This is a genomic window from Stenotrophomonas sp. CASM106, from assembly GCF_049384825.1.
GTDB lineage: Bacteria > Pseudomonadota > Gammaproteobacteria > Xanthomonadales > Xanthomonadaceae > Stenotrophomonas > Stenotrophomonas muris.
This window is the reverse complement of sequence record NZ_JBMRFS010000003.1, coordinates 594381-617706: the sequence shown is the minus strand read 5'-3', so window position 1 is coordinate 617706 and position 23326 is coordinate 594381. Positions and strand designations below refer to the sequence as shown.

The following is a 23326-nucleotide window of genomic DNA, read 5'->3' as shown; positions in this document are numbered from 1 at the left end:
TACTGAAAATCCGCTGTTTGCGCTGTTGCCGGCCAGCGGCCGGGACTACCGCAGGTGCAGGGCTGCAAGCCCTGCCGAACACCCCCCCTACTTCAAACGCAGCAGCAGACTGCCGCCCGCGCACATCACCGCCAGCCAGGCCACGCCGTGCCACCCCCACTGCGCCAGCGCCAGGCTGCCCAGCGCACCGCCAGCGGCCATGCCGATGAACATGCCGGTGAACAGCAGCGCGTTGAGCCGGCTGCGTGCCGGCGGCACCAGGCCATAGACCAGCGTCTGGTGCGCCACCAGCGCCGACTGGAAACCGAAGTCGAACAGCAGCGCACTCACCACCAGCAGCGGCAGCAGCGCGGCGGCCGGCAGCCAGGCTTCGGCCAGCAGCAGGCCGAAGCCCAGCAGCGCCACCGCGATCGCCAACCGCGCCACGGCATGGCAACCCAGGCGATCAGCGAAACGTCCTGCGAACGGTGCGGCCAGCGCACCGGCCGCACCCGCAATACCGAACGCACCCGCCGCCGCACTGCCCAGGCCCAGGCGGGCATGCAGCATCAGCGCCAACGTCGACCAGAATGCGCTGAAGCCGACCGCCAGCAACGACTGGCTCGCCACCGCGCGGCGCAGCTGCGGCTGCTCGCGCCACAACGCCAGCAACGAGCCCAGCAACGCCGGATAGCGCAGCGTGCTGGTCGGTGCGAAACGCGGCAGCGCACGCGCCATCACTGCGCCCATCGCCGCCACCGATACCGCGGCCAGCACGAACTGCGTGCGCCAACCCCATGCCTCGGCCACCACGCCACTGACCACGCGCGACAGCAGGATGCCGAGCAGCAGGCCGGTCATTACCCGGCCGACGATCTGGCCGCGCTGTGCATCCGGCGCCAGCACCGCAGCGGCCGGCACGATGTCCTGCGCCAGCGTGGCCATCAACCCGACCAGCAGGCTGGCCATCAGCAGGCCCGGCAGGTGCCCGGCCATCGCTGCGGCGCCCAGTGCCAACGCCAGCAGCGCGGACTTCAACAGGATCAGGTGGCGGCGGTCGAAGCGGTCGCCCAACGGTGCCAGCAGCAGGATGCCCAGCGCGTAGCCGAGCTGGGTCAGGGTCGGCACCAGCCCGGCGGCGCGCTCACCTGCGCCAAGGTCCTGCGCGATCAGGCCCAGCATCGGCTGGCTGTAGTACAGCGAGGCGACCGAAAAGCCGGCGCCGGCCGCCATCGCCAGCACCAGCGGGGTGGAAGGCGCGTTCGCGGGTGCGACGACGGACAGCGAAGGGGTAGACATGGGGGAGTCCGGTGGAGGAAGTGGGCGTATCCTGCCCGTATTCGCCATGCGTCTGTAGTAGGCTCCAGCACATATACTTCATACGTGACACGCATGAATGACCTCGCCACCGGCGCCGATCGCCTGGATCTGCTGCGCACCTTCCTGCGCATCGTCGATGCCGGCAGCCTGTCTGCCGCCGCCGTGCAGCTGGGCACCACCCAGCCGACGGTCAGCCGGCGCCTTCAGGCACTGGAGCGGCAGCTCGGCCTGCGCCTGCTGCAGCGCTCCACCCATGGCCTGCAGCTGACCGAAGATGGCCTGCGCTGCCAGCGCCATGCGCAACGCGTGGTCGACGAATGGGAGTCGCTGCAGGCCGAACTGCACGGCGAACCGGAAACGCTGCGCGGACGCCTGCGGGTGATGGTGCCGCATGCCTTCGGCCAGGCGCAGCTGCTGCCGACCATGCTCGCCTTCCTCGCCCAGCACCCACAGCTGAGCCTGGAGTGGATCCTGGAAGATCGCCGCCCGGATTTCATCGCCGAAGGCATCGACTGCGCAGTGCGGGTAGGCCCCGTCGACGAACCGCGCATGGTCGCACTGCCGCTCGCCGAAGTGCCGCGCATCGTCGTGGCAGCGCCCTCGCTGGTGCAGGCCACCGCGATCAGCACACCAGAACAGGCGCAGGCACTGCCGTGGATTTCACTGGTCACCTACTACCGCGAACGCCTGCTGCTGCATGACGCACAGGGGCGTGCGCATACCCTTTCGATCAGCCCGCGCCTGCTCAGCGACAACCTGTTCGTGGTGCAACAGGCCGCATGTGCTGGGCTGGGTGCAGCGGTGGTCTCGGCCTGGCTGGTGGCCGGAGACCTCGCACAAGGGCGGCTGGTGCAGCTGCTGCCGGACTGGCAGGCGCCGGCGCTGCCGGTACACGTGGTATTTCCCGCCGCGCGCCAGCAGCCGCCACGGCTGCGCGCCTTCATCGATGCGATGAAGGCCGCACTGCCGCAGCTGCACGGAATGCGGCCGGCACCGCGCTAGGTCACCGACCGCATCGAAGCCACAGGGTCGGATCCCTTCCCACGGGGAAGGGCTCTGACCCTGTCGATCACTGCGCCTTCGCCGCCTCGGCATTCCACGCCGCGACCTTGGCCCTGGTGTCGGCCAGCATCTTGTCCAGCGCGGCGCGGTCATACACGTTGCCACGCAGGATCACGCTGTCGATCTTTTCGGTGGCGGCAATGTCCTGCAGCGGGTTGGCGGTCAGCAGCACCAGATCGGCGGCCTTGCCTTGAGCAACACCCCCGTAACGATTCATCTGGCCGAACCAGGCCGGGCCGGAACGGGTCGCCGCCGACAGCGCCTGCGGCGCGCTCAAGCCCTCCTTCACGAACAGCTGCAGTTCCTGGTGCAGGGCGATGCCCGGGAAGTTGAACGAGTTGAGGAAGCCCGCATCGGTGCCGGCGATGATCGTCACGCCGGCTTCCTGCAGCATCGGCAGCACGGCGGCCACCTGGTGGTACTGCGCATGGCGCGCTTCAATCTGCGCCGGCGTGGCCTTGGCTGCGCGGTCCACGCGCCACTGGTAGGTCGCGCGCAGGCCAGGGCCGATGTAGGCCAGGTACGGATCGTTGGCGTGGTCATCCTGGTCAAGGAAGTCGAGGATGCGGCCACCGTTGAGGGTCGGGGTCACGAACACGCCGCGCCTGGCGAAATCGCGGTAGGCATGCATCGCCGTATCGCGGTCGAAGCTGGCGTCGAGGCGGCGGTTGGCTTCGGCGCGGTCGATGCGGCCGGCACCGAAGTCGGCGGCAATCTGCGCTTCGTCCTTGCTGCCGGCCTTGAATGCGTAGTCCAGATGCTCGATCGAGGCCAGGCCGGCATCGACCGCCTGCTCCACGGTCAGCGCCATCGGGATGTGCCCCGACGCCTTGAATCCAGCATTGCGCGCGGCACTGGCCGAGTACAGGAACAGTTCCGGCTTCAGCGTGCTGTCGGTGATCTTCACGAAATCGACCTTGTCGTGCTGCAGGCGGGTGATCGCCTTGTCGACGTCGGCCTTGCTGCCCACTTCGATCGTGCCCTTCCAGACCGGCTTGAGGCCTTCGATCTTCGCGCCCGAGCTGAGCAGCCGCGGACCGAACAGCGTGCCCTTGGCAATTTCCCCGCGCCACTGCAGCACCTGCTCGGGCAGGTCGCCGGAACAGTCACGCACCGTGGTGATGCCGTGCGCGATGTACAGCGGCAGCAGTGCCTTGTTCTCTTCGATCAGCGCCGGGCCACCACCAAAGTGCACATGCATGTCCCACAGGCCCGGGATCAGGTACTTGCCCTTGGCATCTATCTGGCGGGCCGCGCTCCACTGGCTGCGCAGCTGCGCATCCGGACCGACCGCGACGATGTCCTCGCCACGGATCACCACGCTCTGCCCGGCCCGGGTACTGGCGTGCTCGACATCGACCACGGTGGCATTGCGGATCAGCAGGTCGGCGCGCTCGGCGGCAGACGCCGACAGCGGTGCCACCGCAAGGAGGATGGCAAGAGACAACGGACGGGAACGGAACATGGACAGCATCCTGATGGGCACGCCCAGCGTGCGGGTGGAAGGGGTTTGCATTCAGCGCACCGCGCCGTGCTGGCGCAGCAGGGTCTCAATTCCGGTATAGCCGCGCTGGCGCGCATGCGCCAGCGGCGTCACGCCGTCGCCGTCGGCCAGCTCCGGGTCGGCACCGGCCTCCAGCAGCAACTGCACGATCTGCAGGTGGCGCGCACCGCCATCGCCGAGCAGGATTGCTTCCAGCAGCGCGGTCCAGTGCAGGCGGTTCACATGATCGACCGCCACGCCCGCGCGCAGCAGCGTACGTACGGTGGCGACGTGGCCACGCTCGGCGGCCGGAATCAGCGCGGTGCCGCCATAGCGGTTGGTGCTGCGCAGATCGGCGCCATGCGCCAGGGTCATCGCCAGGATCTCATCCAGGCCCCGCGCGCCGGCGTACAGGTAGGCGCTGTCCTGCATGGCGTCCTTGGCATTGACGTCGGCACCGGCGTCGATCAGCTCGCGCGCGGCATCCACGTTGTTGCCCTGCGTGGCCAGCAGCAACGCCGTGCGACCCTGGCCATCGCGCGCCTCCAGCGTGGCGCCATCCTCGATCGCCTGCCGCACCGCGTCGGCGTCGCCGCGGCTGGCAGCATCCCGCAGGCGCGCGTCTGCGTCGGCCCGGGACGTGGCGGTGCAGGCGGGGGTGACCATGGCCAGCAGGCACAACAGCAGCACGCGCGTGAACGGCGCAGGCCAGCCAGCGGAATGATGGACGCGCATGACAGTGTCTCCTCATGTCCGTCGCCACGGAACGCCGTGCGACGGTAGCAACAGCCGGGCATTGCCGGCCCATGCCCTGCATGGTAGAAGTCGGCCTGGGTATCCAGAAGTGAAATGTTCAAATGCAAGACAGTGCCAAATCGAATAGAACCCTGTTCGAACTGGACCTGCTGCGGGCGCTGGTGATGGTGGCCGACTGCGGCAGCTTCACCACGGCCGCCACGCGCCTGCATTCGACCCAGTCCACGGTCAGCCAGAAGGTGCGCCGGCTGGAGGAACTGGCCGGGCATCGCCTGCTCGAGCGCGGCCACCGCGACGTGCACCCCACCGACGCCGGCCACACCCTGCTCGGCTATGCGCGCCGCATGCTCGACCTGAACGAGGAAATGGCACAGGCGCTGGCCGGCGCCACCGTGGAAACCGCGGTGCGCATCGGTGTCCCCGAGGACTTCGTCAACGCGCAGACCACACGCATGCTGGCCGCTTTCAGCCGCCGTCACCCGCAGGTGAAGCTGGAAATCAGCAGCGGCCTCAGCCGCGACCTGGCGCACGGCTTCGACCACGGTGAACTGGATCTTGTGCTGGTCAAGCAGCGGCGCAACAGCCGTCAGGCGGTGCACTGCCGCCGCGAGCCGATGCACTGGATCGACAGCCTGCGCAGCAGCTGCCTGCAGCAGGACCCGCTGCCGCTGGTCACCTTCCCGCCGCGCGGGCTGTACCGCGACGAGATGATCCACGCCGTGGAAGCGCTGGGCCTGCGCTGGCGCATCGCCTTCACCAGCTCGTCGCTGAGTGGCATCCAGGGCGCCGTGGCCGATGGCATCGGCATCAGCCTGCTGCCCCGCCGCGCGGTCGCCCGCGATCATCGCATCATCGATGGTGAGCGCGACCTGCCGGTGATCGACAACTACGAAATCGGCCTGCTGCATCGTGCGGACGCCGACGATGCGGTGCGCGCGCTGGCCAGCGAGCTGTGGCGGCAGGTGCAGCGCGAACCGGATTGACCACTGCAACTGCGGTAGCGTGGGCCGCTGGCCGGCAGCCGCGACGGCAACATCGTCCCGCGTGGGGTCAGATCCGTTTTCCGAAACGGATCTGACCCCGAAGCGAAATCCGCGCATTGACCATCGAAAGCTGATCACGCCTGTCGCGCGGAAGTCACGGCTCTGCCGCTAGAGTGCCTCCTGTTTCCGTGCTCCACGGCATCATGTCATGTCCGACGAAATCCCCGCCCGCTTCGACCCCCTGCCCGCCGCCCTGCAGACGCACCTGCAGCACCAGCGCTCGCTGATCGCCGCGCGCGTCGCCGCCGGCTTCCCGACGCTGCCGGTGCAATGGCCGCTGGCGGCCAGCACGCTGCAGCGCGTGATCGATGCCGAGCTGATCGAGCCTGACGACTGCGATGGCTGGGAAGCGCTGGGCGTGGCGTTCGGCGATACCCTGGCCCAACGCGTGCCGGGCCTGGCCTGGATGCAGGTCACCGACGCCTGGGGCATCGATGCAGTGCTGCGCTATGCCGACAGCAGCCTGCAGATCGGCGCCAGCACACTGCTGCTCAAGCGCGTCGAACAGGGCGAAGTCATCGACATCGCCCACCTGCTTGCGTGGCTGGAAGCGTTCGTCGCTACCCGCGCCGACGATTACGCCTGACGACACATCGAGGTGGATCCACGCCATGCGTGGATGAATGAGACCACGCGATGGTTCCCTCCATGCACGGCGTGGATCTACAACCAGCGGCCGTCAACCACCACCCGGCGCTCCACCGGCACCCCTGCCACGGCCGCCGGGCCATGGTCTGCACGCACGGCCACGAACGTCGCCGGCCGGCCTTCGGCGATGCCGTGCTGCGGCAGCCCGATCACCCGCGCGGCATGGGTGGTGACCATGTCCAGCGCCAGCATCAGGTCGCCATCGGTGTAGAAGCCCGAGCGGTAGCCCAGCAGCATCGCGCGCTGCAGCAGGTCCCCATTGCCATACGGCCACCAGCAGTCGCGGATGTTGTCATTGCCGGCGAACACGCGCACGCCGGCGTCATGCAATGCACGCAGCGGCGGGAACGGATGGTCGCCCGGCGCGTTGCTCATGATCGCAACGCCCGCCGTGGCCAGCGCTTCACCCACCTGCAGCGCGCGCGCCAGCGGCACGTCGCCCAGCGAGTAGGCATGGCTGACCGCAACACGTCCCTGCAGGCCGGCGGCACGGGTGCGTGCGGCGATGCGCAGCAGCTGGGCCAGTCCGGTTTCGCGGGGCTCATGCAGGTGGATGTCCAGCTGCACGCCATAGCGCTCGGCCAGGCCGAACAGCAGGGCCAGCTGGCCTTCGGCATCGCCGTCGAGCGTGGTCGGATCGATGCCACCCAGCACCTCCACCCCTGCGGCAAGGGCCTGCTCCAGTACGGCGGCGGTGCCGGGACAGGACATCACCCCGGCCTGCGGGAACGCCACCAGCTGGATCCGCATGATGTCGGCGCAGCGCAGCGCGGCCTCGCGCACTGCTTCGAGATGACGCAGGCCGGTGCTGCCGTCGACATCGACGTGACAGCGCATCGCCACCGTGCCGAAGCGGCTGCACTGGCGGATCAAGGCCTCGGCACGGTCCACCATTGGCGCCGCGCCCGCCACCGCGGCCTTCTCCACCGCCAGCCGCTCTCGCAGGCTGTTCACCGGCTGATGCGGGTGCCAGCGGTCGCCGACGAAGCTCTTGTCCAGATGAATATGGCCGTCGACCAGGCCCGGCAGGACGGCACAGCCCTGCAAGTCGATGGGTTCCGCACCCTCGCGCGGCGCAGCATCACCGTTGAGACCACTGATACGACCGTTGTGGATGTGGAAATGCAGCGGCGCGCCCTCGCGATCAACCGCGCCATGGACGAACTGAAGCGTCATCGGAAACTCCCGGAAAGCCAAGTCATGGCGCCATCCTGCGCGCTGGCACTGCCATCGGCCAACGAAATATCTGGATGCCACACATTCATCAGAACGATGAATGCCGCCGCGACGGCGGCTCGCAGCCACGCCGTGCACACGCCTGAACGGGTACCATAGGCACCTGTTTCCGCTGTGATGCCGCATGGGCCCGTCCGACCGCCACGATCGTCTCCGCCGCTGGCAGGCCGCGTCCCTGCTGGCTGCTGCCCCGATGGCCAGCCTGTCCGCCACTGATGCGGCCGCCACCGCGCCGCTGCAGGCGCCGCCTGGCCAACAGCGCATCGCCCCGGCGGCGCTGGTCGAGCGGCTGCACCAGCGTGTGCTTTCCGGGCAGAGCGCCACCGCCACCCTGGAACACTGGTGCGCCGAACACGGCCTGGCCGAACAGGCGCGGGTGCGCGCGGTGCGTGTACACGGCCAGGACAAGACAGCACCGGCCGACGTGCTGCAGGCACTGGGTGCGAAACCCGGCACCGCCCTTCGCTACCGCCGTGTGCAGCTGGTCTGTGGCAGCCGCGTACTCTCCGAGGCCGACAACTGGTACCTGCCGGACCACCTCAGTCCCGCCATGAACCAGGTGCTGGACAGCACCGACGAACCCTTTGGCCGCGTGGTTGGCCCGCTCGGCTTCCAGCGCCAGACACTGGCTGACCAGACCTTCTGGCCACCGCGTGGCGAAGGCGACCGCAGCGTGATCCTGGAAGTGCGCGCCCTGCTGCGCGATCGCCAGCAGCAGCCCTTCAGCTACGTCATCGAGTCGTACCTGCAGCAGGCACTGCCCTAGGCCACCGGCGCCCGCCATCACAGCGGACATCGACACAGCAGAAGGCCCGGCATTGCCGGGCCTTCTGTTTGCCAGCCGGATCAGCGGAACCGGTAGTCCAGCTGCAGCCAGTACTGGCGGCCATACGGGTCGTAGTTGCCAACCGGATAGAACGGCCAGCCGCCACCGTTCCTGTCCGCCGGCGGGCGGCTGTCACGCAGGTTGTTGACGATCACGCCCACCGACAGGTTCTCGCCGAACTGGCGGAACACGCTGGCGTTGTAGGTCATGTACGGCGCGATGCGGCCACTGCCATCGGTCTTCGGCAGCGAGCCGAAGCGGTTGCCGTACAGCGTGGTGGTCCAGTCACCCTGGTTCCAGGTGATGCTGCCATTGGCCTTGCTGCGCCACTGGTAGTCATCCAGCGAATTGCGGATGTCCCGCTCCGGATCATCGGAGAACTGCCGGTACGTGTGCTCCAGCACCACGGTATAGGCCAGGCGCGTAGTGAAGCGGCCATAGCGGCCGGCATCGAAACGCCAGTTACCCTTCAGGTCCAGGCCACGCACCGATTCGGAGGCCGCGTTGATCGGATTGATCAGCACGCGGGTCACCTGGTCCGGCTGCACGGTTGCAGTAGACGGGTTGCGGATCACCCGCGACAGCGCGTCCTGGCACAGCGGTGAACCGATATCGCGCGCTTCGCCACCCAGCGTGCGGCCCAGGCGGCAATCGGCTTCGTCGCGCAGGATGCGGCTGGTATCGAGGCTGGTGACCTCGTTGTCGATGCGGATGTCGTAGTAGTCGGCACTGAAATCCAGGCCGGACAGCGGCGACCAGACCACGCCGAAACCATAGGATTTCGCGGTTTCCGGCTGCAGCTGCGCGTTGGCGCGGTTGCTGTAGTCGATCGACAGGCCGTTGTAGTCGCAGTTGTCGTACGACTGGCCTGCGGTGCGGCAGCGCCAGTAGTCGGTCATGCCCGGGTTGTAGCCGCGGGTCTCGGTCGCGAACACGTAGTTCATGTCCGGCGCACGGAAGCTGGTCGCAGCAGAGCCGCGGATCAACAGGCTCTCGATCGGGCGGAACTCGACGCCGAAGCTCCAGGTCGCCTTGCCGATGTGCTCGCCACCGGCGCGATACTGGTCATAGCGACCGGCCAGCGTCGTGGTCAGCGATTTCAGCAACGGCAACTGCAGCTCCACGCCGGCCGCATAGCGGTCACGATCACCGCCGGCACCGATACCGGCGCTGGTGTTCCAGAACTCGCCCGTGCCCAGTCGCGGGTCCGGGCGGTTGCGGTAGCCCTGGCTGCCGGCCTCGACCACCGCCGCCAATGCAGCGTCGCCACCGGGCAGCGCGAACAAACGGCCGTTGACGCTGGCGCTGAAGGTCTGCAGCCACGCCGCATTGCGGCTTTCCTGGTAGCCGGACAGGCCCTCGTATTCGCCCGGGGTCAATGGTTTGAACAGGCGTGCCGGGTCGGGCGCATAGACCTCCACGCCGTTGCGTACGCCCAGCTTCGGGCCCAGCAGGTATTCGTTGATGCCGGCCAGCAGTACCGGTCGGCGGGTGCGGTTCTCGTAACGCGAGCGGCTGTAGACCGCTTCGTAATCCCAACCGCTGTCGCCGATCTGGCCACGTGCGCCGACATTGAACGACCACGAGTTTTCCAGGAAGCGGTTGGCATTGCGCGGCAGGCCGCCGATTTCCTCCGGCGCGAAGCGGCGGTACCAGCTTTCCAGGTTGCCGGTGGTCTGGTTGTAGAAGTAGTTGCGGGCCGAGGTCCAGGTCGGTGCACGCGTGTTGTTGTAGATCCGCGCGCTGCCCACGGCGACATCGGCGAACAGGTCGGTGGTCTCGTTGACGTGGAAGGTCAGCAGACCGTAGCCGTTGAGATTGCGCTTCTGGGTCTGCACGGTCCAGTAGCTGGCGGCGGCCTCGTTGCTGCCGCAGTACCAGCCCTGGCGCGGGTTGTTGGCACGGAACACGCTGCCGCCATAGATGTCCGACGCGGCGTCGCAGCCGTTGACGCCCGGATCGATGTTGCGGCCGGTGGCAGCATTGCGCCGATAGGCGATCGCGGTCGCCTGCGGCGCCTTGCCGGCCGGGTCATCGTCCAGCGAATCCATGAAGTCGCGCTGGCGCGCGTGGATCGCCTTGCGCACGTCGAACTCGAAACCGAACAGGCCGTCCCAGCGCTCGCCGGAACTGCCGCCCACCACCTGCACGCGCTGGTTGTCACCGCCGCCCTGCTGGGTGCCGCCGGCGCGCACGTTCATGTCCACGCCTTCAAAGCGGTCCTTGAGGATGATGTTGACCACACCGGCAATGGCGTCGGAGCCGTACACCGCCGACGCACCGGCAGCCAGCACTTCGATGCGTTCGATCAGGGCGCTGGGAATGTTGGCCAGGTTGACAACGTTCACCGAGCCTTCGTAGGCCAGCGGGTAGTCGGCCTGGCGACGGCCGTTGACCAGCACCAGCGTGCGGTTCGGACCCAGCCCGCGCAGATTGATGGTGTTGGCGGCCGGCGTGAACGTATTGCCGAAATCCTCGCCCTGCACGTTGCCGGTGTTCTCGGTCAGCGCGCTGAGGGCGTCGAAGGCATTGCGGTAGCCCTGTGCGTCGATCTGCTCGCGGCTGATCACCGTCACCGGCGAGGGTCCCTCGACACTGGCACGTGGAATGCGCGAGCCGGTGACCTTCACTTCCTGCAATGTGGTGGGCGCGCTTTCCTGCGCGAAGGCCGGCAGCGAGGCCAGCATCAGGGACGACAGCGCGAGCACCAGCGGACGCGGGCGCATCGCCTTGTGGGAGGCGGACATGGGCTTCCTGGGGGAGTGGGCGGGTGGTACGGGAGCCGCAGCCGGTACGACACATAACGATCCCGTAACGAAAGTGTCCTGAATGGGTGGTTTCAACGGAAATGACCAGCCCTGATGGGCTTATGCCTGAACCGAATCAGACGCGTTTACGGCACCACCCCACTTTTGCAATGAATTGCATGGCCTGGCGCGTCGGTGATGCGCATCGTGCCGGGATGACCAACAGCGCCCCTTCCACCCACTTCGCCCCACTACGACCCGTCCTGCGCCGCCACTTGCTCCACCTCCAGGCCACGCCCATCACCCTGCGTTCGTTCCAGCGCACCGACCTGCCACGCTGGCGCGCCTTCGACGACCGTCGCCAGCGCGGCCAACGGCCGTCCTACGGCATTGATGAAGAGGCGCGGTTCCTCGCCAGCGTCTATCGTTCACGCCTGCAGGAAGACAACGACCTGCTGGTGCTGGGTGTGTTCGACGACGTGCAGGGCGTACTGCACGACCAGCTGCATATCCGCCTGCAGTCGCTGCACTCGCGCTGCGCCGAGCTGCAATCGCTGCAGCACCGGCACCCCCATCCGCAGGCGGCACTGCGGGCACTGTTCCCGTTCCTGTTCGACGATGTCGGCCTGCACCGCCTCTTCGTTCTACTGCCGCCAAGCTGCACCAGCCCGTTTGCCCAGGCGCTGCAGGCCCATGGGTTCATCCGCGAAGGGATCCTGCGCGACTACCATCTGGACGCGCAGGGATGGCATGACCGTCAGCTGCTGGCGCTGACCGCGTCGGCCTGGCGCAGCTGCCAGCAGCCGATCGGCTAGCGCACCCGCTCCAGTGCCGCACCGGCACCGGTCAAGACCGTGCAGGCATGGTCCTGTAGTTCCTCGCCGCTGGCATCGTTGCCGCTGGCGGCATCCACGCGGGTAGCCAGCAGGATGAAGCCGGGGCCGCCCTGCACCTCGCCGCGCCCGGCCACCACCAGGCTCCACTGGCCCACATCGCCCACGCCGCTCAGGCCATAGGCCAGCAGATTGAGCGGATTGGCGGTCAGTTCTGCACCGGGCAGCAGATAGGCCTGGTACTGATGCCCGCGCAGCGGCACCGGAAACGGTGACCAGCGCGGACCGAGCGCACCGGCATGTGCATCCAGTGCCTGCAGCACATCCGCGCGCAGGCAGTCGACATGGATATGCAGTTGGTGCTGCGAGCGACCGTGCGGCGAATTCAGTGCCAGGCTGGCCACGCTGCGCGGCAGCGGCCGGCCCAGGGCCTGTTCGGTATGCCCGCGCGCCTGCCAGGCGGCCGCAAAATAGTTGGGTACCCCACGCTGGTACAGGCCGTGGCTCTCGATGCCACTGACCTTGTCCAGCGGCATCAGCAGGAACTGGTAGTCACCGTGCGCATCCTTGACCAGCACGTCGCGGCGGTCGGCCGCCGTCTCCACCCGCAGGCAACTGCCACGCGGTCCTTCCACCGCCTTGCAGTCACGCTCGATCAAGCGCCACAGCGCATCGGAATGGGCCGACGGTGGAGGTGGCGCGCTGGCGCAGGCGGACAACAGCAGCAGGGACGACAGCAGCAAAGGGCGCAGGGACACGGCAGCAACTCACGGAACAGGCACGGCAGACGGCGCCGCGCTGCATTCTAGCCAGTGCAGTGCTGCAGTCAGTAGGTGCCGAACGGCACTTCAACCACGAACGGGGCCTCGCTGTCGCCGCCCTGCAGGGTGTAGCGGTCCAGCGCGCCATCATCATCGGCGTGCGGCTGGCGCTGGAAATGCAGGGAATAACGGTTGTCGCCCAGCAGGACGGCACTGCCATCGTCCTCCAGGGCGGCGCCCTCGGGGATCAGCAGCCCACCCAGGTCGCTGTAGGCCCCGGGCACATCGGCGAAGCCGTAGTCTGCCAGTTCGTCCACACGCTGCATCGCATAGACATGCGGCAGATAAGGACGCGCCGGGCTGCGGCCATTGCTCAGGTCGGTCACCCAGGCCTGCGGCAGGTGGTACTGCTCGCGCAGCGCGGCCACGCCCAGCGACGGGCTGGCCACCTGCAGGCAACACACCGCCCGCTTGCCTTCACGGTCGAGGACGGCGAAACGGTCGCCGCGGGTCGCCGCCTGCGGCAGCATGGCGAAGGCCAGATTGCGCTGGGCCGGCGCGTAGCCGGCCTCGGTCTGAAGGTTGCGCCACGCGCCGAACACCGGCGTTTCCGCGGCTGCGGCCGGCACTGGCTCGGCGGCAGTGGCGGCACACGCCACGGCCAGCACCGATACTGCAAGTACCGTCATCGCCCTGCGCTTGTCGCGGAAACTGTCTGCCGTCATACCGTATCCAGCACCTGCACCGGAATGGCCCGGCCTGCCCGCTGGCGCGATGCCAGTCATCCCTCCCACTATGCAGTGGCTACGCCGTGCCGGCAATGACCGGGGCGCTGACGCCTTTCGCGCGCCGGGTGCTATCGTTCCGCCCATCTTCCCTGCGCAGGAGCGCTGCATGTCCGCCTTCCGTCTGTCCCTGTTGCTACCCGCGTCGGCCCTGCTGCTGTCGGCCTGCGTCAGCACCCCCGGTCCGCAGGTCAAGGGTACCGGCCACTGCGACGCCAGCCAGCTGGGCTGGGCAATCGGCCAGCCTGCCAATGAGCCCAACATCCGCCGCCTGTCCAGCGAAAGCGGTGCCGGCCTGGTCAACCCGATCGGCCCCAACACCATCACCACCAAGGACATCCGCCACGACCGCCTGCGTGTGTACGTGGACAAGGACAACATCATCACCGCCACCCGCTGCGAGTAGGCGCTGTAGAGCCGAGCCCATGCCCGGCTGCGCTTCCGTGACAGCCGAGCGCAGGCTCGGCTCTACAGCTCAGGGCTCGGTATACCCCGCGCAGTCCGGCAGCGCCTGGTCGGGGTGGAACACCCCATCACTGAAGCGGAACAACCGCGTGTAGCTGCACGCCGGGTCCTGCTCGGTGCGCAGGTCCTTCTTCTTCAACGGCCCCTTGGCCAGCGAATCCTCGAAGCGTGAGACACCGGCCGGGAACCGCGTCGCCACCGTCTGGTAGCGCAGCACCGGCATGCCCCCGGCGGCGGTATCCAGCGCCAGCCTTGCCGAGAACCCGTACTCGTCGTGGCAGGCGCCTGCGCGCTGCTTCATGTCCTGCTCGCTGAAACAGGCGCGGATCATCGCGTTGCCCAGCCATGGCAGGGTCAGCACGTCGTCGTCCACCTGGATGTCATCCTGCAGGTGACGCACGCGCGCCAGCTGCAGCGTGGACGCGTCGGCACCACCGCCTGAGTACATCGTGCTGAATTTGACGATACCGCCCACCAGCACGTTCTGGCGGGCGCGCTGCCGCGGGTCGCTCACTGCCTCATCGCTGCCAACGCCAGGCGCAAGCCGCACGATCCACGGCCACAGCGAAAGCTCGCTTTCCTGCGGCACGTCGATGCTGACGTGGTAGACGTGCGGCTCGCTTTCGCCGGCCTCCCGTTCAGAGACTTCCAGCGTCGTCGGCCGATCGCCGTCCTCGGCCACCGGCTGCACACGCACGCACCAGGCACGATCGAGGGTGCAGTACTGCATGCGTGCTTCGCCCTGCCCTCCCTGTTCCAGCACCTGCCCCAGCGGCTCCATCACGTTGCCGGCGGCGTCGCGCTGCTGCGGCAGGATCGCAGACTGCGCCAGCACCAGCAGCGGTGTTGCCAGCAATGCAGCGCACAGGGTCGCGCGGGCAACGATGGTGGGCATGGGCGGCTCCTGCGTACGGGATTCCGATGGTAACCGCTGTCCGGGTGGGGCTGAGCCATGCTCGACGGCTGTCTGTCGGGAAGAGCAGCCGAGCATAGGCTGGGCTCTACATCATCCGCAGTCGCAGCCACCCCACCCTTTTTCCTTCGAGGTCTGGCCGATGCCCGGATTGAACGTATTGCTCGGGTCCAGCTGCCGATAGAACCCGGCCAGGGCAGGCTTGGCCGGGTACAGGTGGCCGACATTGTGCTCGGCCGGATACTCGGCGCCGCGCTGGTCCAGCAGCGCCCACATCGCGTGCTCGATCGCCATCGGGTCTTCGCCCTTGCGTGCGATGTAGTCCTGGTGGAACACATGGCACAGGAAGTGCCCGTAATACAGCTTGTGCAGCAGGCGTCCATCGATATCGGCCGGCAACTGCTCGAACCAGTCGGCATCATCGCGGCGCAGGGCGATGTCCAGCGCCACGATATCCTGCACCTGGTCCCGATGCACTTCGCGGTAGCGCACCGCCGCGCCGGCCACCGCGAAGCGATGCAGGAACGCCTTGCGCCCCTCATCGGCCGTGCAGTGGAAGTAACCACCCTCATGATCGGCGAAGAAGCCGCGCAGCCAGGCCTCGGTTGCCGCCGCGTCCTGTGCGGAGACCTTCAGCAACAGGTGATGCTCGTAGCGCTGGCGGAATTCACCCATGCGCCTCGGCAGGTGCGAGGGCAGCAGGCCGGTCAGCATCTGCATCACCCGGTCGGTTACCCCGCGCAGGCCCAGCCGTTCGAACCATCCATCGACCCGGCTCTTCAATGCGAACGCGGCGGGCACACGGGAAGTGCCGAGGCGGTCGATCAACAGGAAGCTGTCCTTGCCGTAGCGCTCGCCGATGTCATAGGCATCGCGGTGGATGTACTCGCCGGCAATCGGCAGGCGCTCGAAGCCGGTCAGCAGCTGGCGTCGGATCGCAGTGAGGCTGTCGGTGCGGTTGCTGCCGATGTAGAAGACCTCGGCGGGCTCCTTTTCGAAGGTATCCAGGCGCACCGCGAACACCGCCAGCTTGCCGGCCGAACCGGCCGCTTCGAAGTGGCGGCTGGGGTCGGCGTTGAAGCGTGCCGGCGTATCGGCATCGACCCGGCGCACTTCCTCGGCGTAGCGTGGATCAGACGCGGCGCGGCCATCGCCGTCACCCACGTCGTCAGCGGCATAGTCACCGGCCTGCAGGCGCTGCAGGATCTGCTCGGGCGTATCACCCAGCGCGATGCCGAGGTGGTTGACCAGCTGCAACTGGCCCTGCGCATCGACCTGCGCATACAGCGCCAGCTCGGTATAGGCCGGGCCACGGCGCACCAGCGCGCCGCCGGAGTTGTTGCAGATGCCGCCCAGCACCGAGGCGCCGATGCAGGAGGAGCCGATCACCGAATGCGGTTCGCGGCCCAGCGGTGCCAGGGTCTGCTCCAGGCGGTCGAGCGTGGCGCCGGGCAGGCACAGCACCTGGCGGCCCTCGTTCAACAGCTGGATGCCGGTCAGGCGCAGCGTGCTGACCAGCACGATCGGGCGCCCATAGTCGTCCCCATCCGGGGTCGAGCCACCGGTCAGGCCGGTATTGGCCGCCTGCAGGATGATCGCCGCTCCGCCCTGCACCGCTGCCTGCAGCACATACCACAGTTCCAGCAAGGTACCTGGGCGCACCACCGCCAGCACCGGGCCATCGCCGAAGCGGTAGCCACGACGGAAGCGGCGCGTGGCCTTGTCGCCGGTCAACACATGGCGGCTGCCGACCGCGTCGCGCAACTGCGCCAGCACGGCGTCATGGCCACTCATGGCAGGTTGACCAGCGAATCGCGCCCGATGTCGGCAATACGGTGCGCGCCGGTCAGTGTCATCGCCACGCGCATCTCCTTGGCGATCAGGTCCAGCAGGTTGGCCACGCCGGCCTCGCCCTGCGCGGCCAGCGCATAGACGAAGGCGCGCCCCAGCAGCACGGTATCGGCCCCCAGCGCCAGCATGCGCACCACGTCCAGGCCGGTACGGATGCCCGAATCGGCGAGGATCTTCAGGTCGCCCTGCACCGCATCGGCGATGGCCGGCAATGCACGTGCGGTAGACAGCACGCCATCCAGCTGGCGACCACCGTGGTTGGAGACCACGATGCCATCGGCACCGAACCTGACCGCATCGCGCGCATCATCCGGGTCGAGGATGCCCTTGATCACCATCGGGCCCTTCCAGAACTCGCGGATCCACTCCAGGTCCTTCCACGAAATGGACGGATCGAAGTTGCTGCCCAGCCAGCCGATGTAATCCTCCAGCCCGGTCGGGTTGCCGCGGTAGGTGGAGATGTTGCCCAGGTCATGCGGACGGCCGAACAGGCCGACGTCCCACGCCCAGTGCGGATGGGTGACGGCCTGGCCGATGCGGCGCAGCGAGGCATTCGGGCCGCTCATGCCGGAGTGTGCGTCACGGTAGCGCGCGCCCGGCACCGGCATGTCCACGGTGAACACCAGCGTGGTCACGCCGGCGGCCTGTGCCCGCTCCAGCGCATTGCGCATGAAGCCACGGTCGCGCAGCACGTACAGCTGGAACCACATCGGCCGCTGGATGGCCGGTGCCACTTCCTCGATCGGGCACACCGATACGGTGGACAGGGTGAACGGGATGCCCCGGCTGTCGGCCGCGCGCGCCGCCTGCACTTCACCGCGGCGGGCATACATGCCGGTCAGGCCGACCGGCGCCAGCGCCACCGGCATTGCCAGCGTTTCGCCGAACAGCTCGGTTTCCAGGCTCAGGTCGGACATGTTGCGCAGGATGCGCTGGCGCAGCGCGATGTCGGACAGGTCGGAAACGTTGCGCTTCAGCGTGTGCTCGGCATACGCGCCGCCATCGATGTAGTGGAACAGGAACGGCGGCAGCCGGCGTTGCGCTGCGGCACGGTAATCGGTGGAGGCGGAGATGATCATGGGGTCAACCGTGTGGGGAAGGCAGGCGCGAGGCCCGCGCACGCCGGGCTTCGTTGTCATCGAGCGTGCGCAGCGTGGTGTGCACGAACTCGAGGTGGGCATGCGCGGCGGCGCGCGCGCGTTCGGGGTCGCCGGCCAGCACCGCATCCATCATTTCGCGGTGCTGGTCGGACAGGGGCGAGAAGGTCCTCGCCGAGGTGTAGAGCTTCTCGCGGCTCTGCGAGATGTTGGTCTGCAGCAGTTCGAACAGGCCGCGCATCACCTGCAGCAGCACCAGGTTGTGGGAGGCCTCGGCGATGGACAGGTGGAAGGCCGCGTCAGCCTCTGCTTCACCGGTGGGGTCGTCCTTGCCGTGCGCGTCCATCATGGTCTGGAAGGCCTGCGCGATGCGCGTACGGTCCTCATCGGTGGCTCGCAGCGCCGCATGCCAGGCAGTGGCACCTTCCAGCGCGTGGCGGATCTCCAGCACGTCAAAACGGTATTCCGGGTCGCCCTGGAACAGCGGCAGGTACGGCGCCAGCGGTTCATCCAGCGCCTGCCGCGCGCGCGCCGCCGGTTCGGCCACGTAGGTGCCGCCACCGATGCGTGCAGTCAGCAGGCCCTGGCTGGCCAGCTGCGCGATCGCCTCGCGCAGCGCGGTGCGCGAGACCCCCAGCTGCACCGCCAGGGTGCGCTCGGCGGGCAACCGGTCGCCCGGCCGCAGCCGCTGTTCCTGCACCAGGCCGCGCAGCTGCGCGGCCACCCTGTCCGAAATACGTTGCGTGCTCATGGCGCCATTGTGGCCCGAAGCGCACAGCGGGTGGTCGGCCAGCCATGCATGGCTCAGGGAATCATCCAGGTCAGCCAGTAGGCCTGGGCCAGGGTGATCAGGCCGACCATCGTGGTGAAAATCAGGCTGTGCTTGACCGTGAAGCGGAACAGGTCCGACTCCTTGCCGGCCAGGCCGACCGCCGCGCAGGCAATGGCGATCGACTGCGGCGAGATCATCTTGCCGGTAACGCCACCGGTGGTGTTGGCCGCCACCAGCAGCACGTCGGATACGCCGATCTGTTGCGCGGTGGTGGCCTGCAGCGCCGAGAACAGCGCATTGGACGAGGTATCCGAACCGGTCAGGAACACGCCCAGCCAGCCCAGGAACGGCGAGAAGAACGGGAACGCATCGCCGGTGTGCGCCAATGCCAGCGCCAGTGTTGCCGACAGGCCCGAGTAGTTGGCGATGAAGGCGAAGGCGAGCACCATGCCGATCGAGTAGATCGGCATGCGCAGCTCACGCACGGTTTCGCCGAAGGTCTGCAGCGCCGAGCGGGCCGGCATGCGCAGTGCGATGATCGCGATCACCGCCGCAAGGAAGATCGCGGTGCCGGTGGCCGAGAACCAGTCGAATTTGTAGATCGCCTCATAGCTGAGCGGCGCGTCGACGATCGGCGGCATCTTCTGCACCCTCTGGTCCAGGCCCGGCACCGGGAGCTTGAGCACCCAGCCTTCCAACGGGCCGCCTGCCGCGAAAAGCGACTTGAACGGCTTGATGCTCCACAGCGTGACCATCGCGGTGAGGATCAGGAACGGCGACCACGCCTTGGCGATCTGGCCGACGCTGTAGCGTGGTGCCTCCAGTGCCTGCGCGGCCGCCTCGGCGCTGGTTTCGGTATCGAAGCGGAAGATCCGTGCCGGCTTCCAGCGGCGCAGGAACAGGGTCAGGCACACCAGCGACGCCAGCGAGGCGGTGATGTCCGGCAGCTCCGGGCCGATGAAGTTCGAGGTCAGGTACTGCGCGATGGCGAACGAGCCACCGGCCACCAGCACCGCCGGCCAGGTTTCCTTGACGCCACGCCAGCCATCCATGATGGCCATGATCCAGAACAGCACGATCACAGTCAGGAACGGCAGCTGGCGGCCGGCCATCTGGCCGATCTCGAATGCATCCAGGCCGGTGACCTGCCCGGCCACGATGATCGGGATGCCCATCGCACCGAACGCCACCGGCGCAGTGTTGACGATCAGGCACAGGCCGGCGGCATACAGTGGCTTGAAGCCCAGCCCGACCAGCAGCGCCGCCGTGATCGCCACCGGCGCACCGAAGCCGGCCGCGCCTTCCAGGAAGGCACCAAACGCGAAACCGACCATCAGCATCTGCAGGCGCTGGTCTTCGGTCACCGACAGGATCGAGGCGCGGATGATGTCGAACTGACCGGTCTTGACCGAGACCTTGTAGAGGAACACCGCGCCGATGATGATCCAGGCGATCGGCCACAGGCCGTAGACGAAGCCGAAACCGGCCGCGCCCAGCGCCTGGCTCAACGGCATGCGGTAGAACAACAGGGCCACGCCAAGCGCGATGGCCACGGTGATCGTGCCGGCCAGCCAGCCCTTCATGCGCAGCACGGCCAGGGCAATGAAGAAGAACGCGATCGGCAGCAGCGCGATCAGGCTGGACAACCACAGGTTGCCGGCGGGGTCGTACAGGTGTTGCCAGGGCTGCATGAAGGCTCTCGACTGGGGCGGGATGTGCTCCACCGCAGGCGGTGGGTCGCCATGGCTGTCGATTATTGGTCGTACCAATAATGATTTCGATCAGACCACTTGCAGCGGATTTAACCGCCGCTCCGACGAAGTGCCTATTAGACCATAGGGCTAGACTTCATATTGGTCCGACCATTCAGTCCGCATGGTAGTGCCGGCCGCTGGCCGGCAATTCGAGATTCCCTACGAGATCCGTTTCTCCAACCGCCGCATCACCGCCAGCACCAGCACGCAGAGCACGCTCACCCCGATGGCGATCACGTACTTGCTGATCCCCACCGCAATCCCGATGGCCGCTGCCATGATCAGCGAGCTGGCCGTGGTCAGGCCGCTGACCTGGTCCTCGCGTGACCCACGCAGGATGCTGCCAGCGGCAACGAAGCCGACACAGGCCACCACCGCTTCGATCAGGCGCACCGGATCGACCTGCAGCAGGTCGCGGTAGCGCTCCTGCTGGAAATGCTCGGCCACCGAGTCGCCGAGGCCGACGATCAGCGCAGCGGCCCCCGCGATCAGCATGTGCGTACGCAGGCCAGCGGCGTGCTTGCCCATCTCGCGCTCGACGCCCAGCACGCCGCCAAACAGCATCGCTGCGGCTACGCGCAGCAGGATCGAGACATCCTGGGTGAGTTCCATGGCCAAGCTCCGGGGTTTTCCCGGAGCGTCGCGTGGCCCCCGTGGCACAGAGGTGAAGGCCACGCCACAGTCCGTTCACCCGGTAGCGCCGGGCGACACCCGGCGGCACCGCACCCTGCGTTCAACGCATCACTGCGCCAGGTAGCCACCATCGATGGCGTAGTACGCGCCGGTCGCAAACGAGGCGTCGTCGCTGGCCAACCAGGCCACCAATGCCGCCACTTCCTCGGCCGTGCCCAGTCGCTTCAGCGCGTGCCGTCCTTCCAGCGTGGCGCGCACCTTCGGGTCCATCTTCTCCAGCAGCGGCGTGCTGATGAAACCCGGACCCACCGCGTTGACACGGATGCCGTCGGCCGCATGTTCCCACGCGGCGGTCTGGGTCAGCCCGACCACGCCGTGCTTGGCCGCCGCATAAGCGGTGGAACCGGCATAGCCCACCTGGCCCAGGATCGAGGCCATGTTGATGATGCTGCCGCCGGTTCCAGCGGCCCGCATTGCCTGGATCTGCGCACGCTGGCACAGGAACACACTGGTGAGGTTGACGTCGATGACCCGCTGCCAGCCCTCGATCGGATAGTCGCCGCTGCTGGCCGCCGGCCCGCCGATACCGGCGTTGTTGACCGCCACATGCAGGCCGTCAAGTTCCTTGACCGTGCGCTGCACCGCCGCCTCCACCGCTGCATCGTCGGTGACGTCCAGCGCGATGCCGATGGCCTGTGCGCCGGTGCTGCGCAACTGCGCCACGGTGGCATCCACCGCATCCTGCTTGAGGTCCCAGACCGAAATACGGGCACCGGATGCGGCCAGCGTCTGTGCCACGGCCAGGCCGATGCCCGACACGCCGCCGGTCACGATCGCGGTCTTGCCGGTCAGCTGGTAATCAATCATCTGCATTCTCCATCGGTGGGGGTAGCGATGCGGCGCGCGGCCGCCAATCCATCACCTTACGCCGGCCGCTGTGACGAGCAGACCAACAGCCTGTCCGCGGATGATCGTTCCAGCAATGAAACCTCAACCGAAGTTCATGTAGGGAATCAAGTACGGATATAGCGGCAAAACGCTGGCGTATGTCCGGCACTCCGTTCAACTTGGCCGTAATGACCAATCGGTTTGACCGTATTCAAATCCCCTGCGAATGATTCGCAGCGACAATGGGAAACGTTTCCAGTTTCTTCGACACATTCCTTCCAACCTGGCGTTTTCCGGCCTTCCAGGCTGCCCGCTACGCGGGGCAGCACATGGGCTCATGGCGCCAGCGCCTCCCCCTCCTGTACGTGCCGAGCGATGTCCCGATACTTCACCTTTGCCGATTACCGCCGCTTCGGCCAACGCCACGGCTTCGATTACCGCGCTGATCCGGAACACCTGCGTGACGACCAGTGGGCCGGCCGCGGCGAAGTCAACGAACAGTTCATGCGCGGTGGCATGACCCTGATCGCCTCCGACGTGCATAACCGGTTCCCCTATGTGGCGACCGCGCAACAGCGGCCCGGGCTCGCCATCCGCGTGATGCTGCAGGGTCAGGTCGACGTGCGTATCCCGCGACGCGGAAGTTTCACCCTGCGTGCCGGCACCGCGATGACCGCCCACCATCGCGACCAGATCGAGATGACCGGCGCGCACCCCGGCGAAACGCGCCTGCGCGGGGTCAGCGTGATCGTGCCGGGTGGCATCGACGCGGATGTTTTCCAGATGCCACAGTTGGAAAAAGCGCTTGGCACGCACCTGGAATGCCGCCACTGGGCCATTCCCCACGCCATGCTGCCGGTGCTGGGCCAGTTGTTCGACAGCCCGTGGCAGGACGGCATCGACGCGCTGTGGCGCGAAGGCGTGGCATTGCAGCTCCTGGCCCTCGGCCTGCAGGCCGAGGATCTGCAGACCGACCCGGTGCGCACGCTGCGTGCCGGCCAGCGCGAGCGCCTGGAACGGGTACGCAGTTACCTGCATGACGACCCCAGCCATGCACACAGCCTGGTCGAGCTGGCCCGGCTGGCCTGCATGAGCCCCAGCTCATTGCGCCGCCATTTTGCCCAGCAGTATGGAAGTTCGGTGTTCGACTACCTGCATGAACAGCGCATGCGCCATGCCGAACAGGGCCTGCGCGAAAACGGATGGACGGTTGAGCAGGCCGCCGCCGCCAGCGGCTACCGCCACCCCAGCAACTTCGCCGCCGCGTTCCGCAAGCGCTTCGGCCTGGTCCCCAGCCGCTGGCGTACGGGCCCCTCGAAGGTGGGGTGAGGATCCCCGCTCCGGTAGGTGTCGACCTTGGTCGACACGCTCCTGCACCGTCGCCGATGCCGGCCAGCGGCCGGCACTACCGCCGCCGCAATCGACATGCCATGGCCAAGCACTGGTAGGTGTCGACCTTGGTCGACACGCGCTG

21 protein-coding genes are annotated in these 23326 nt (G+C 67.6%); 7 read left to right on the top strand and 14 right to left on the bottom strand.

The features are described from left to right. Positions 1-87 precede the first annotated feature (87 nt). Positions 88-1278 (bottom strand): MFS transporter, encoded by a 1191-nt coding sequence (locus VG556_RS10270; RefSeq protein WP_014647477.1) that lies wholly within the window; start codon positions 1276-1278, stop codon positions 88-90. Positions 1279-1371: 93 nt separating this feature from the next. Here VG556_RS10270 and VG556_RS10265 point away from each other — a divergent pair, with 93 nt between their 5' ends. Then, positions 1372-2301 (top strand): LysR family transcriptional regulator, encoded by a 930-nt coding sequence (locus VG556_RS10265; protein WP_014647478.1) that lies wholly within the window; start codon positions 1372-1374, stop codon positions 2299-2301. 67 nt (positions 2302-2368) lie between these two features. Here VG556_RS10265 and VG556_RS10260 read toward each other — a convergent pair whose 3' ends face one another. Both VG556_RS10260 and VG556_RS10255 read right to left on the bottom strand, forming a co-directional pair. Beyond that, a complete protein-coding gene (locus VG556_RS10260; protein WP_111144303.1) occupies positions 2369-3826 on the bottom strand; it encodes an amidohydrolase family protein in 1458 nt (485 codons plus the stop codon). A gap of 51 nt (positions 3827-3877) precedes the next feature. Beyond that, the gene (locus tag VG556_RS10255) at positions 3878-4579 is read right to left on the bottom strand and encodes an ankyrin repeat domain-containing protein (RefSeq protein ID WP_100450238.1); all 702 of its coding nucleotides are present in this window, start codon (positions 4577-4579) and stop codon (positions 3878-3880) included. A 122-nt stretch (positions 4580-4701) separates the two neighbouring features. Between VG556_RS10255 and VG556_RS10250 the strand changes: the two genes are divergently transcribed. Together VG556_RS10250 and VG556_RS10245 are read left to right on the top strand one after the other, a co-directional pair. Continuing rightward, a complete protein-coding gene (locus VG556_RS10250; RefSeq protein ID WP_046431153.1) occupies positions 4702-5583 on the top strand; it encodes a LysR substrate-binding domain-containing protein in 882 nt (293 codons plus the stop codon). Positions 5584-5791: 208 nt separating this feature from the next. Further along, positions 5792-6229, top strand: a complete 438-nt coding sequence (locus VG556_RS10245; protein ID WP_069118246.1) for a DUF3806 domain-containing protein — start codon at positions 5792-5794, stop codon at positions 6227-6229. A gap of 77 nt (positions 6230-6306) precedes the next feature. On the opposite strand, the gene VG556_RS10240 is transcribed toward VG556_RS10245, so the two are convergent. Beyond that, positions 6307-7467: an amidohydrolase family protein gene (locus VG556_RS10240; protein WP_100450239.1), complete on the bottom strand. Its 1161-nt coding sequence runs from the start codon at positions 7465-7467 to the stop codon at positions 6307-6309. A gap of 184 nt (positions 7468-7651) precedes the next feature. Here VG556_RS10240 and VG556_RS10235 point away from each other — a divergent pair, with 184 nt between their 5' ends. Next, positions 7652-8293, top strand: coding sequence for a hypothetical protein (locus tag VG556_RS10235; RefSeq protein WP_049440926.1), 642 nt, complete (start codon positions 7652-7654; stop codon positions 8291-8293). 80 nt (positions 8294-8373) lie between these two features. On the opposite strand, the gene VG556_RS10230 is transcribed toward VG556_RS10235, so the two are convergent. Continuing rightward, complete coding sequence (locus VG556_RS10230) at positions 8374-11100, bottom strand: TonB-dependent receptor plug domain-containing protein (RefSeq protein WP_100450240.1); 2727 nt, start codon at positions 11098-11100, stop codon at positions 8374-8376. Positions 11101-11279: 179 nt separating this feature from the next. Between VG556_RS10230 and VG556_RS10225 the strand changes: the two genes are divergently transcribed. Next, positions 11280-11915, top strand: a complete 636-nt coding sequence (locus VG556_RS10225; protein ID WP_100450241.1) for a GNAT family N-acetyltransferase — start codon at positions 11280-11282, stop codon at positions 11913-11915. On the opposite strand, the gene VG556_RS10220 is transcribed toward VG556_RS10225, so the two are convergent. Beyond that, on the bottom strand, positions 11912-12691 hold the full coding sequence (locus VG556_RS10220) for a CDP-diacylglycerol diphosphatase (protein ID WP_100450242.1): 780 nt from the start codon (positions 12689-12691) through the stop codon (positions 11912-11914). The two genes, VG556_RS10225 and VG556_RS10220, sit on opposite strands and share 4 nt — an antisense overlap. 68 nt (positions 12692-12759) lie before the next feature. Further along, positions 12760-13419, bottom strand: coding sequence for a decarboxylase (locus tag VG556_RS10215; protein ID WP_100450243.1), 660 nt, complete (start codon positions 13417-13419; stop codon positions 12760-12762). Positions 13420-13588: 169 nt separating this feature from the next. Here VG556_RS10215 and VG556_RS10210 point away from each other — a divergent pair, with 169 nt between their 5' ends. Then, positions 13589-13885, top strand: coding sequence for a hypothetical protein (locus tag VG556_RS10210; protein ID WP_014037553.1), 297 nt, complete (start codon positions 13589-13591; stop codon positions 13883-13885). A 69-nt stretch (positions 13886-13954) separates the two neighbouring features. Here the strand turns inward: VG556_RS10210 and VG556_RS10205 are convergent, their stop codons facing one another. The 7 genes from VG556_RS10205 to VG556_RS10175 form a co-directional block, all read right to left on the bottom strand. Further along, on the bottom strand, positions 13955-14839 hold the full coding sequence (locus VG556_RS10205) for a hypothetical protein (protein ID WP_032957700.1): 885 nt from the start codon (positions 14837-14839) through the stop codon (positions 13955-13957). A 111-nt stretch (positions 14840-14950) separates the two neighbouring features. After that, positions 14951-16651 (bottom strand): D-lactate dehydrogenase, encoded by a 1701-nt coding sequence (gene dld / locus VG556_RS10200; protein ID WP_049407547.1) that lies wholly within the window; start codon positions 16649-16651, stop codon positions 14951-14953. Further along, positions 16648-17787, bottom strand: coding sequence for an FMN-dependent L-lactate dehydrogenase LldD (gene lldD / locus VG556_RS10195; protein WP_049407546.1), 1140 nt, complete (start codon positions 17785-17787; stop codon positions 16648-16650). Before lldD ends, dld begins: the two co-directional genes overlap by 4 nt. 4 nt (positions 17788-17791) lie before the next feature. Then, complete coding sequence (gene lldR / locus VG556_RS10190) at positions 17792-18556, bottom strand: transcriptional regulator LldR (RefSeq protein ID WP_014647493.1); 765 nt, start codon at positions 18554-18556, stop codon at positions 17792-17794. A gap of 53 nt (positions 18557-18609) precedes the next feature. Beyond that, positions 18610-20268, bottom strand: a complete 1659-nt coding sequence (gene lldP / locus VG556_RS10185) for an L-lactate permease (RefSeq protein ID WP_100450244.1) — start codon at positions 20266-20268, stop codon at positions 18610-18612. A gap of 222 nt (positions 20269-20490) precedes the next feature. Beyond that, positions 20491-20943, bottom strand: a complete 453-nt coding sequence (locus tag VG556_RS10180; RefSeq protein WP_100450245.1) for an MgtC/SapB family protein — start codon at positions 20941-20943, stop codon at positions 20491-20493. Between the two features lie 129 nt (positions 20944-21072). Continuing rightward, complete coding sequence (locus VG556_RS10175; protein WP_014647496.1) at positions 21073-21831, bottom strand: SDR family NAD(P)-dependent oxidoreductase; 759 nt, start codon at positions 21829-21831, stop codon at positions 21073-21075. Positions 21832-22227: 396 nt separating this feature from the next. On the opposite strand from VG556_RS10175, the gene VG556_RS10170 reads away from it, so the two are divergent. After that, positions 22228-23181 (top strand): helix-turn-helix transcriptional regulator, encoded by a 954-nt coding sequence (locus VG556_RS10170; protein ID WP_100450246.1) that lies wholly within the window; start codon positions 22228-22230, stop codon positions 23179-23181. Positions 23182-23326 lie beyond the last annotated feature (145 nt).

Coding starts and splice junctions, on each gene's coding strand:
- VG556_RS10170 (WP_100450246.1), top strand. CDS start 22,228: ATGTCCCGATACTTCACCTTTGCCGATTACCGCCGCTTCGGCCAACGC.
- lldR (WP_014647493.1), bottom strand. CDS start 18,556: ATGAGCACGCAACGTATTTCGGACAGGGTGGCCGCGCAGCTGCGCGGC.
- VG556_RS10215 (WP_100450243.1), bottom strand. CDS start 13,419: ATGACGGCAGACAGTTTCCGCGACAAGCGCAGGGCGATGACGGTACTT.
- VG556_RS10265 (WP_014647478.1), top strand. CDS start 1,372: ATGAATGACCTCGCCACCGGCGCCGATCGCCTGGATCTGCTGCGCACC.
- VG556_RS10250 (WP_046431153.1), top strand. CDS start 4,702: ATGCAAGACAGTGCCAAATCGAATAGAACCCTGTTCGAACTGGACCTG.
- VG556_RS10230 (WP_100450240.1), bottom strand. CDS start 11,100: ATGTCCGCCTCCCACAAGGCGATGCGCCCGCGTCCGCTGGTGCTCGCG.
- VG556_RS10205 (WP_032957700.1), bottom strand. CDS start 14,839: ATGCCCACCATCGTTGCCCGCGCGACCCTGTGCGCTGCATTGCTGGCA.
- VG556_RS10175 (WP_014647496.1), bottom strand. CDS start 21,831: ATGATTGATTACCAGCTGACCGGCAAGACCGCGATCGTGACCGGCGGC.
- dld (WP_049407547.1), bottom strand. CDS start 16,651: ATGAGTGGCCATGACGCCGTGCTGGCGCAGTTGCGCGACGCGGTCGGC.
- VG556_RS10210 (WP_014037553.1), top strand. CDS start 13,589: ATGTCCGCCTTCCGTCTGTCCCTGTTGCTACCCGCGTCGGCCCTGCTG.
- VG556_RS10270 (WP_014647477.1), bottom strand. CDS start 1,278: ATGTCTACCCCTTCGCTGTCCGTCGTCGCACCCGCGAACGCGCCTTCC.
- VG556_RS10255 (WP_100450238.1), bottom strand. CDS start 4,579: ATGCGCGTCCATCATTCCGCTGGCTGGCCTGCGCCGTTCACGCGCGTG.
- VG556_RS10225 (WP_100450241.1), top strand. CDS start 11,280: ATGGCCTGGCGCGTCGGTGATGCGCATCGTGCCGGGATGACCAACAGC.
- VG556_RS10260 (WP_111144303.1), bottom strand. CDS start 3,826: ATGTTCCGTTCCCGTCCGTTGTCTCTTGCCATCCTCCTTGCGGTGGCA.
- lldD (WP_049407546.1), bottom strand. CDS start 17,787: ATGATCATCTCCGCCTCCACCGATTACCGTGCCGCAGCGCAACGCCGG.
- VG556_RS10245 (WP_069118246.1), top strand. CDS start 5,792: ATGTCCGACGAAATCCCCGCCCGCTTCGACCCCCTGCCCGCCGCCCTG.
- VG556_RS10240 (WP_100450239.1), bottom strand. CDS start 7,467: ATGACGCTTCAGTTCGTCCATGGCGCGGTTGATCGCGAGGGCGCGCCG.
- VG556_RS10235 (WP_049440926.1), top strand. CDS start 7,652: ATGGGCCCGTCCGACCGCCACGATCGTCTCCGCCGCTGGCAGGCCGCG.
- VG556_RS10180 (WP_100450245.1), bottom strand. CDS start 20,943: ATGGAACTCACCCAGGATGTCTCGATCCTGCTGCGCGTAGCCGCAGCG.
- lldP (WP_100450244.1), bottom strand. CDS start 20,268: ATGCAGCCCTGGCAACACCTGTACGACCCCGCCGGCAACCTGTGGTTG.